The organism is Microcystis sp. LE19-41.2A (genome assembly GCF_027530405.1).
Taxonomy (GTDB): domain Bacteria; phylum Cyanobacteriota; class Cyanobacteriia; order Cyanobacteriales; family Microcystaceae; genus Microcystis; species Microcystis aeruginosa.
The window spans coordinates 1-9113 of the sequence record NZ_JAPZQJ010000187.1 but is presented as its reverse complement, the minus strand read 5'-3'; the positions used below and the strand labels follow the sequence as shown (position 1 = coordinate 9113).

The following is a 9113-nucleotide window of genomic DNA, read 5'->3' as shown; positions in this document are numbered from 1 at the left end:
TAAGTAGCTGGTTATAATTAAATTAAAAATAGATTTTAGGTTCGATCCCCCCTTAGTCCTAGGGTTGATTCATAGTAGGGTTGATTCATGAATCAACCCTACCCTTAGTCCCCCCTTGATAAGGGTGGTGTCTGATAATTTTTAACGCCTACCTACTTACCAAAAAGCTTTAAAATATGTTGAGAGGAAGACTGGTTATTCTCTGGGGTTCACCAGAGAATGTCCCGATCAGCGAAAAAATCAAGGGGAAAATGGGCAGTATTTTAAGTGTGGCGCCGATGATGGATTATACCGATCGCCATTTTCGCTATTTTTGGCGACAAATTAGCCGTCGTCCCCTTCTCTACACGGAAATGATCACGACGATGGCGATCAAACACGGCGATCGCTATAAGTTGCTGGGGTTCTCCCTAGCAGAAAAACCTCTAGCTTTACAGTTAGGGGGTGATAATCCCTATCTTTTGGCAGAATGCGCTAAAATAGCCGAAGATATGGGTTATGACGAGGTAAATCTCAATGTGGGTTGTCCTAGTTCTCGGGTAAAAGAGGGCAATTTCGGCGCTTGTTTGATGGCTAACCCGGAATTAGTCGCTAGGGGAATATCGGCAATGAATCAAGCTGTATCGATTCCCGTGACTGTAAAACAGAGAATTGGCATTGATCATCAGGATAGTTACGAAAATATGGCCAATTTTGTCCGTATTGTCGCAGATGCGGGTTGTCAACGTTTTACCATCCATGCGCGGAAAGCTTGGTTACAGGGATTAAGTCCCAAGGAAAATCGCACCGTTCCCCCCCTGCGTTACGATGATGTTTATCGCCTAAAAAATCAGTTTCCCCATTTGTTTATTGAAATTAATGGCGGTATCATTAATTTAGAACAGGCTAGACAACATTTACAATTAGTAGATGCAGTTATGATCGGTCGGGCAGCCTACGATAATCCCTATTTATTTGCCACAGTCGATCGAGATTTTTATGGGGAATCGGTTACTCCTCCTACCCGGGAAGAAGTAATCAAAAAAATGCTTCCCTACATCGATGAGTGGGTGAGTAAAGGTTATAAATTACACCAGATCAGCAAACATCTTTTACAGCTTTTTGCCGGTCAGCCCGGAACTAAGGCCTGGAAGCGTTATATTAGTGAAAATAGCCATTTTCCTGGGGCCGATTCCGGGGTAATCTGGCAAGCTTTACAGCAGGTGAACTCCCTAAATGATCTGGCTAATCTGTCAATTTCCCATTGATTTATTTTCTTTTCTATGATTACCCAATCCTCAATTACTGCCGGGGTAAAAAATTCAGCTATGGCGGATTTTGTTTATCAACCTCCCCCGGCAGCTATCACAGCTAAACGTATTTTAATTAAACCTAATTTAGGTTATCCTGTGCCACCACCAGTAACGGTTAGTCTGCCGGTATTAAGTCAAGTTTTGCGGGGATTGAGAGGGGTAAATCCCGGAGCAGAAATTATCTTGGTAGAGGGAGTATGTTCGGCTATTTCTTTGAGAGAAATTATCGATATTTTGGGAGTAAAATCTATTCTCGATCCTGGAATAACTATTCTTGATGCTGATAGTTTACCCCAGCAAGAATATCCGAATCTTTCCCCTTTTCCTGTCCGTTTTCCCTCGATGTTTGCCCCTAAAATTATCGAAGAAGTGGATTGTCGGATCACGATTGGAACCTTAAAACGCACCCATTTAAAGGATAAACCCCTGATTTCTGCTTCTTTAAAAAATCTCTATGGACTCTTTCCCCGTAGTCATTATAAAGCCCGTAGTCCCAACTCGCGGGGGCAATTACATCGCCCTTCCGTACCGCTAATTTTACAGGATGTTTATTTTTGTATCGGTCATCTTTTTGATGGGGCAGTGGTGGACGCTAATCTTAAATATTTTAGTAGCAATTGGCGACCGGATCGAGGAAAATCTATTCCTCTCGGTCAAGTGTTTTGGGGTGATGATATGATTAGCGTGGATCGCAGTGCTTGTCTGTTAGGTGATGAACCGATGCCGAGTTATTTAGAGGCGATCGATTTGCTTCGTTCTCAACTTTTAAACGGAACCAATTAGGGTTTGCTGAAAAAGTTTCTTGGTGGGGTTAGGAGTCGGTCGTCAGGAGCCGGTCGTCAGGAGGGGAAGTCAGAATAACAGAATGACCTCGCGCAATCCTGTTTAAAAAATATACAGGAGAGTGGGGATCACTGGAGCGGGGTAGGGTTGATTCATGAATCAACCCTACCTGGAATCAACCCTACCTGGAATCAACCCTAGGAGCGGGGTAGGGGAACAATCCATAACTGGGTTTTTACGGAAGGGAGCGAGGTAGCGTTTGGCATTCTCAAAGATTAACCATTGTCGGTTAAAGCAACTGCTCTTTAGGTTGCCCAAAACCCCCCTCGGTGAGGATGTCAAGCGTCTATCCAGATGCTGCCGTCTTCGATGCGAAGGGGATAAACGGGTAAAGCTTGGGGTTGAGAAACTGCCGCCATCGCTTTGTTAACCACAGGGGGCCAGGTAATCCAGTCTTTGACAGCACCACTACAGAGATCAAAAGAACTACGATGCCAGGGACAAACGATCGCGCCATCCTCGGTAATTTGGCCCTTCGTCATCGATAATTTTAAATGAGGACAACGATTACCGACGGCGTGGAATTGACCGTTATTGTTAATCAAGAGAATGGAACTGTCCCCCACTTTTACCACTTGACGGGCGCCGGGGACAAGGGAATCTACAGATAATACTTTTGTCCAACTCATATTTTTATTTAACTAAGGGAGAGATCGAGAATGGTTTCGGGGTAATTTTGGGCAATAATGTCCTGTTTGGCCCATTGTTGGTAATCTTGCAACAATTGACTCATTAAACGCTGTTTAATCCGCAATAAAACCCCTTTTAAGAGACTATTACCGGCGATTTCTAACAGCGGACGCGGGGTTAACCATAATGGCGGTGGTAGGGCAACTTTCACCTCAAGATTGGCTTTTCCCGCTAGATAGGTTTGATTATTTTTTTCCACAGGAGCGAGTTTGCCTTTAACATTGAGGCTAAAGCGATCGTTGATATAATCAATACCTTTGATCTGACAGTCTTCTGATTGCAAAAATATCGTCCCCTCAGAGGTGGCCCAGACATTAAGAATAACCGTGGGCTGAAAATAGTACATATTCAAGAAGTTTAGGGGACGCATTTTTAGGCGAAACCGATTCTCGGACAAGTGTTCCGTTAAGTTAGTCTCAACGATAGCCTGTACTAATCTTTGCGGTTGACGCAGATAATGCTGAATCGGGATGGTTTGTTCAGCAACAACAATTTCTAGGGATTCGGCAGCGGTAAAAGTTACTTCCATAAGTTGGCTATCTTAAATTTGTCTCCCTTCTTAATTTTACTTTACAAAACTTATACTTTTCGACGGTCCAGATGTAGAAATTTTATCGCTAAGAGGGGACACAAACCAGATTTTTGCCCAAAGTTAGGCCTTTTTCAGTGATCAGTGGGGGGTTTTAAGTCAACAGTGGGGGAGAAGGGGAATTATGAATTATGAATTATGAAGTGGGAAGAATAAATAAAAATAATCTCCTGACTCGGAGAATTCTAGCCCAATGGTAGATGTTGGATTTTTCCAGGAGTTCTATTTTCCGACAAAGATAAGCAAAAATTATCTATTGACTCCAACAGCTTGAGAATATTTAAATTAACATTCCGCAATATTTACAAATTCTTAAGAATTAATTGAGAAAAATTTTTATTTAACAACGATGTTGTCATGGTTACAGCGATTTGATATAATTTCATATTGGGCTATTTTGTGCTTTTTTGGGCAGCAATGGTTGAAACCCTTGCCACACCTACAAGGTAATCCTAATTAAAACGGGTAAATTAGTCAATTTCACCGACAACGATGATCTTTTTTTTGTGTAGTTTTATTGCAAAAAAAAAGTTTTTTTGACAAAAAGCACAAAGTGTGATACAAAACGAACGTATTTCTGGCTGCCAGTAGTTATTGCAGAGTGGGAGTTGGGGAGAAGGGAAAAGAGAGAAGCGAGTAGGGGAATTATGAATTATGAATTGGGGAGATGGGTGATGGGGAGATGGGAAGTGTCGTGAAGTTAAGTCCAAAAGATCAACAGGCTCTACAATGATAACAAGTGAGACCTCTAGGGAAAGGAAAATAATCATGAAGCCGAGAGAGACAATTAAAGTCTTGATTGCCGACGATCACGAGCTAACTTCTTTAGTCCTCAAGACCTTAATTTCCCAGCAGCCGCATCGTCAGGTGGTGGGAATTGCGGTTAATGGTCAACAGGCGATCGCCTTGGCGAAAATTTATCAACCAGATGTAATTATTTTAGATGTACGGATGCCTGTCTTAAATGGACAGAGCGCCGCTATTCAGATCAAACAATTCGACCCTTATGTCCGCATTATCGCCTATAGTTACTTGGCAAATCTTCTAATGGAAAAAAATAATCAAACTACAGCCTTTGATCTATACTGCCCTAAAGATATATCTTCCCAAGATCTGATCAAAGCGATCGATGACTTGGGAAAATTAGCACAATCGGACAAATCTCAATTCCGTCGGGTCGGATAGTTAACTAAGTTTTTCTTCGGGAAAAGTTGCTTGAAACTCATCGAGTAATTCATCCAACTCCTCAAGAGCTTGATTAACGTCTAATCTCAGACCCCCAATGTCGGGTTTATCGCGCAATTGCAGTAAATAATCCCGTTTATTGGCCATTTGTTGCACTTTATCGATCAAGCTGGTTTTATCCATAATTCACCCTCTGGTACTGACTGCGATTATATATCAGTCAGCCCCTATCAGTGAACAGTGATCGGTGAACAGTGAACAGCCAGTGATCACTGGTAACTAGATCTCCTGCAAAAATCAAAAATCTTCTCTTGGGTGAGCAGACGGTAAACTCCGAGACAGGAGGAGAAAAAAGACAATAGACAGCTAACTGATAACTGATAACTGATAACTGATAACTGATAACTGATAACTGATAACTGATAACTGATAACTGACTTTCCTATGTCCCCTCTCAATTCTCACCGCACAGAAATAACTACCGTTGCCGATCCTATTTATCTAGAAATCTTTAAAAATCTCTATCAATTTATTGCCGAAGAAATGGGGATTACTCTGCAAAATACGGCGGCAAGTGTCAATATTAAAGAGCGCCTAGACTTCTCCTGTGCTATCTTTGATGAGGTAGGAAATTTAATCGCCAATGCTCCTCATATTCCCGTCCATTTAGGTTCTATGTCCGATAGTGTCAAAAGCTTAATTCAGGATAAAGGTGAGACGATTCGTCCAGGGAATGTTTATCTGGCTAATAATCCTTATAATGGCGGTACTCACCTGCCGGATGTCACAGTAATTAGTCCTATTTTTGACCGCCAAAATCAGGAAATATTATTTTATCTTGCCTCCCGGGGACATCAAGCTGATATCGGTGGAATTACCCCCGGTTCTATGCCTCCCCATTCTGTCCATATTAGCGAAGAAGGAATTTTATTCGATAATTTTTTGCTGGTAGCGGCGGGACAGTTTCGGGAACAAGAATTAATTAATCACTTAACTAATAGTCCTTTTCCTGCACGCAATATCGCCCAAAATATTGCCGATTTTCAGGCACAAATAGCCGCTAATGCCAAGGGGGAAAGAGAATTACATAATATGGTTGAGCGCTACGGATTAGCTATGGTTAAAGCCTATCAACAGTTCGTTCAAGATAATGCGGAATTAGCGGTGAGAAAAGCTATATCTGTCCTGAAAGATGGTGAATTTACTTATTATCTGGATAACGGTGCTGTCATCAAGGTCAGAATTAGCATAGATATTGATAATTGTCAAGCAACCATCGATTTTACTGGCACATCTGACCAGTTAAATAATAATTTTAATGCACCCCTAGCAGTGACAAGAGCGGCGGTTTTATACGTTTTTCGTACCCTTGTGGAGGAGGCAATCCCTTTAAATGCTGGCTGTTTCAAACCCCTCCATTTAATTATCCCATCTGGCTGTTTTCTTAATCCCGTTTATCCAGCGGCCGTAGTAGCGGGAAATGTGGAAACTTCCCAGGCAATAGTTAATACTTTATACGGTGCTTTAGGCATTCAAGCAGCCAGCCAAGGTACGATGAATAATTTCACTTTTGGCAATCAAGAATATCAATATTATGAGACTATTTGTGGCGGTTCTGGTGCGGGGGCAAATTTTGCGGGAACTGCTGCCGTACAAACCCAGATGACTAATTCCCGTCTCACCGATCCGGAAGTATTAGAAATGCGCTATCCTGTGTTAGTAGAAAGTTTTAGCATTCGTCACGATAGTGGCGGTAAGGGACAATATTCTGGAGGTGATGGTGTAATTAGAAGAATTAAATTTCAAGAGGCTATGACTGCTAATATTCTGTCGGGTAATCGCCGGATTCCCCCCTTTGGACTAGCGGGAGGAAAAGCTGGTAAAATAGGACGTAATGCCGTGGAAAGAAACGATGGAACTATCGAAGAATTGCTCGGCACTGCTACTGTAGAAATGAACCCTGGTGATATTTTTATTATTGAAACTCCCGGCGGTGGTGGCTATGGAAATTGCTGAACGATAACTTTAATTTTAATTAAGTACCTAAGCAAAATTAAGTAAGTGGTTATAATTAAATTAAAGATGGATCCCCCCTTAATCCCCCCTTAATAAGGGGGGTGTCTGACGATTTACTGATTAATTTATGACAATTATCTTAGCGATCGAAACCAGTTGCGATGAAACGGCTGTGGCTATTGTTAACAATAACCTGGTGTTGAGTAGTGTGGTTTCTTCTCAAATTGATCTCCATCGTCTCTATGGCGGTGTTGTGCCGGAAATGGCCTCCCGACAACACCTAGAAACCATTAATTTTTGTCTAGAAAAAGCTTGGCAAGAAACGGGTTTAACTTGGTCAGAAATTGATGGAATAGCCGCCACAGTTGCTCCCGGTTTAGTAGGTGCTTTAATGGTGGGAATGACGGCAGCCAAAACCCTCGCTATTGTCCACGATAAACCCTTTATCGGCATTCATCATCTCGAAGGTCATATCTATGCTTCCTATCTCGCTGAATCTGATCTTAAACCTCCTTTTTTATCTCTTTTAGTCTCTGGGGGTCATACCAGTTTAATCCATGTGCAGGCCTGCGGTAAATATCAACAATTAGGAACCACTAGAGATGATGCAGCCGGAGAAGCTTTTGATAAAGTGGCACGATTATTAAACTTAAGTTATCCCGGAGGTCCGATAATCGATCGCATGGCTAAAGATGGTAATCCGCAAGCTTTTCCCTTGCCTGAGGGTAAAATATCTTTACCAACCGGCGGTTTTCATGCCTACGATTCCAGTTTTAGTGGTTTAAAAACTGCTGTTTTGCGCTTAGTAGAGAAATTCGAGCCAGATAATTTACCTGTAGCTGACATAGCCGCTAGTTTTCAAGATACGGTAGCCAGAAGTTTAACCCGTCGGACAATCAATTGTGCCTTAGATTATGGCTTAAAAACTATCGCGATCGGGGGAGGAGTTGCGGCCAATAGTGCCTTAAGAAATCATCTGGAAACTGCCGCCAAAAATCATCATTTAACCGTCTATTTTCCGCCGCTTAAACTCTGTACCGATAACGCCGCTATGATTGCTCGCGCTGCCGTTGATCATTATGATCTTGGTCATTTTTCTGACCTTTCTATCGGTGTTCGTTCCCGTTTACCTTTAAGCGAAGTTATGCAATTATATAAGTAGGGTTTGCGGCAAAAGGTTTTCGGTGGGGGCAGGGTGTGGGGTGTAGGGTGTAGGGTGTAGGGTTTTAACTATTTTCAGCATGAAGCCCAACGCCCGATCATGTTACGCTACCGCTAACCCATCCTATAAATAATTGCGCCTCCCTACTTAATACGTCAGATTTTTAGATATCAGCCGTCAGTATTCAGTATTCAGAATTGAGGAGATTGCTTTTATCTATTCTCCCCATCACCCCATCACCCCACCACCCCACTTCATAATTCATAATTCATAATTTATAATGTTTGGCTTTTTAAATCTCAATAAACCCCCCGATTGGACTTCTCACGATTGCGTGGCCAAAGTCCGAAAAATTCTTAAGACAAAACGAGTCGGCCATGGCGGAACTTTAGATCCTATGGCTACGGGAGTTTTACCGATCGCCGTCGGGGCTGCCACCCGATTACTGGCCTATTTACCCGAAAATAAGGCTTATCGGGCAAAAATCCAGTTAGGACTCAGCACCGATACCGATGATATTACCGGAAAAGCGATCGCCACTTGTCCCTGGCCCGATTTAACTTTAGAGGCAGTTAAGCCGCATTTAGCGGAATTTATTGGCAATATTGCCCAGATTCCGCCGATGTATAGTGCTATTCACCAGGATGGTCGCCGTCTCTACGAATTGGCACGCAAAGGGGAAATAATCGCAGTGGAGCCTCGTCAGGTCAAAATTGACCAAATTACGGTTTTAGACTGGTTAGAGGGCGAATTTCCACAAATAGAGCTAGATATTCACTGTGGATCGGGGACTTATATCCGTTCCCTGGCCAGAGATTTGGGCAAGGTGTTAGCTGTGGGTGGCACTTTAGCCAGTTTAACTCGCACGGAAAGCTGTGGTTTTCAATTAGCCGATAGTATTAATCTGGAAGCTTTAATGGCTAATTCCGAGGGTTTAATTTCACCTCGCATTGCCTTGGCACATCTAGACTGGATTTCTTTGACATCAGAAAGAGTTATCGATTGGTTTCACGGCAGAAAAATTAATCTAACCGATACAAATGTTATGATCGGTTCTCTGGTTGCCGTGGAGTCTTTAGAAGCTCAATTTATCGGCATTGGTGAGATAGTTGTCAGAGAAGATGAATACTACCTACAGCCTAAAATAGTTATTCAGCAATAGGGTTAATAATTAGGGTCTGCTGAAAAAGTTATTGGTTCTTCGTTACTTGGTATGGTTCGATAGGGGGGCATAAATCGACTAAATCCTTATCTGGCAAGAGACTTAATTGATTAGTTCGCTCTAGAGCAAAAACAATTGACAAAAATCGCTAAATGCCTTTCTATATAAGGGTTC

9 protein-coding genes are annotated in these 9113 nt (G+C 42.3%); 6 read left to right on the top strand and 3 right to left on the bottom strand.

The genetic code is table 11. The features are described 5' to 3' along the window. Positions 1 to 251: 251 nt before the first annotated feature. Complete coding sequence (gene dusA / locus O9290_RS08505) at positions 252 to 1247, top strand: tRNA dihydrouridine(20/20a) synthase DusA (protein WP_288055531.1); 996 nt, start codon at positions 252 to 254, stop codon at positions 1245 to 1247. Between the two features lie 15 nt (positions 1248 to 1262). Continuing rightward, complete coding sequence (locus O9290_RS08500) at positions 1263 to 2075, top strand: DUF362 domain-containing protein (RefSeq protein WP_288055528.1); 813 nt, start codon at positions 1263 to 1265, stop codon at positions 2073 to 2075. Positions 2076 to 2413: 338 nt separating this feature from the next. On the opposite strand, the gene O9290_RS08495 is transcribed toward O9290_RS08500, so the two are convergent. Next, positions 2414 to 2764 (bottom strand): Rieske (2Fe-2S) protein, encoded by a 351-nt coding sequence (locus O9290_RS08495; protein WP_288055525.1) that lies wholly within the window; start codon positions 2762 to 2764, stop codon positions 2414 to 2416. An 8-nt stretch (positions 2765 to 2772) separates the two neighbouring features. Next, positions 2773 to 3354, bottom strand: coding sequence for a DUF1997 domain-containing protein (locus O9290_RS08490; protein ID WP_012265857.1), 582 nt, complete (start codon positions 3352 to 3354; stop codon positions 2773 to 2775). A 789-nt stretch (positions 3355 to 4143) separates the two neighbouring features. Between O9290_RS08490 and O9290_RS08485 the strand changes: the two genes are divergently transcribed. Further along, positions 4144 to 4599: a response regulator gene (locus O9290_RS08485; RefSeq protein ID WP_288055522.1), complete on the top strand. Its 456-nt coding sequence runs from the start codon at positions 4144 to 4146 to the stop codon at positions 4597 to 4599. Here the strand turns inward: O9290_RS08485 and O9290_RS08480 are convergent, their stop codons facing one another. Beyond that, the gene (locus O9290_RS08480; protein WP_002763844.1) at positions 4600 to 4782 is read right to left on the bottom strand and encodes a hypothetical protein; all 183 of its coding nucleotides are present in this window, start codon (positions 4780 to 4782) and stop codon (positions 4600 to 4602) included. A 261-nt stretch (positions 4783 to 5043) separates the two neighbouring features. Here O9290_RS08480 and O9290_RS08475 point away from each other — a divergent pair, with 261 nt between their 5' ends. From O9290_RS08475 to truB, 3 genes are all read left to right on the top strand, one after another. After that, positions 5044 to 6615, top strand: a complete 1572-nt coding sequence (locus O9290_RS08475; RefSeq protein WP_002798925.1) for a hydantoinase B/oxoprolinase family protein — start codon at positions 5044 to 5046, stop codon at positions 6613 to 6615. Positions 6616 to 6742: 127 nt separating this feature from the next. Then, a complete protein-coding gene (gene tsaD / locus O9290_RS08470; RefSeq protein WP_288055518.1) occupies positions 6743 to 7777 on the top strand; it encodes a tRNA (adenosine(37)-N6)-threonylcarbamoyltransferase complex transferase subunit TsaD in 1035 nt (344 codons plus the stop codon). A gap of 280 nt (positions 7778 to 8057) precedes the next feature. After that, positions 8058 to 8939 (top strand): tRNA pseudouridine(55) synthase TruB, encoded by an 882-nt coding sequence (gene truB, locus O9290_RS08465; protein WP_002763851.1) that lies wholly within the window; start codon positions 8058 to 8060, stop codon positions 8937 to 8939. The last annotated feature ends 174 nt before the right edge of the window (positions 8940 to 9113 follow it).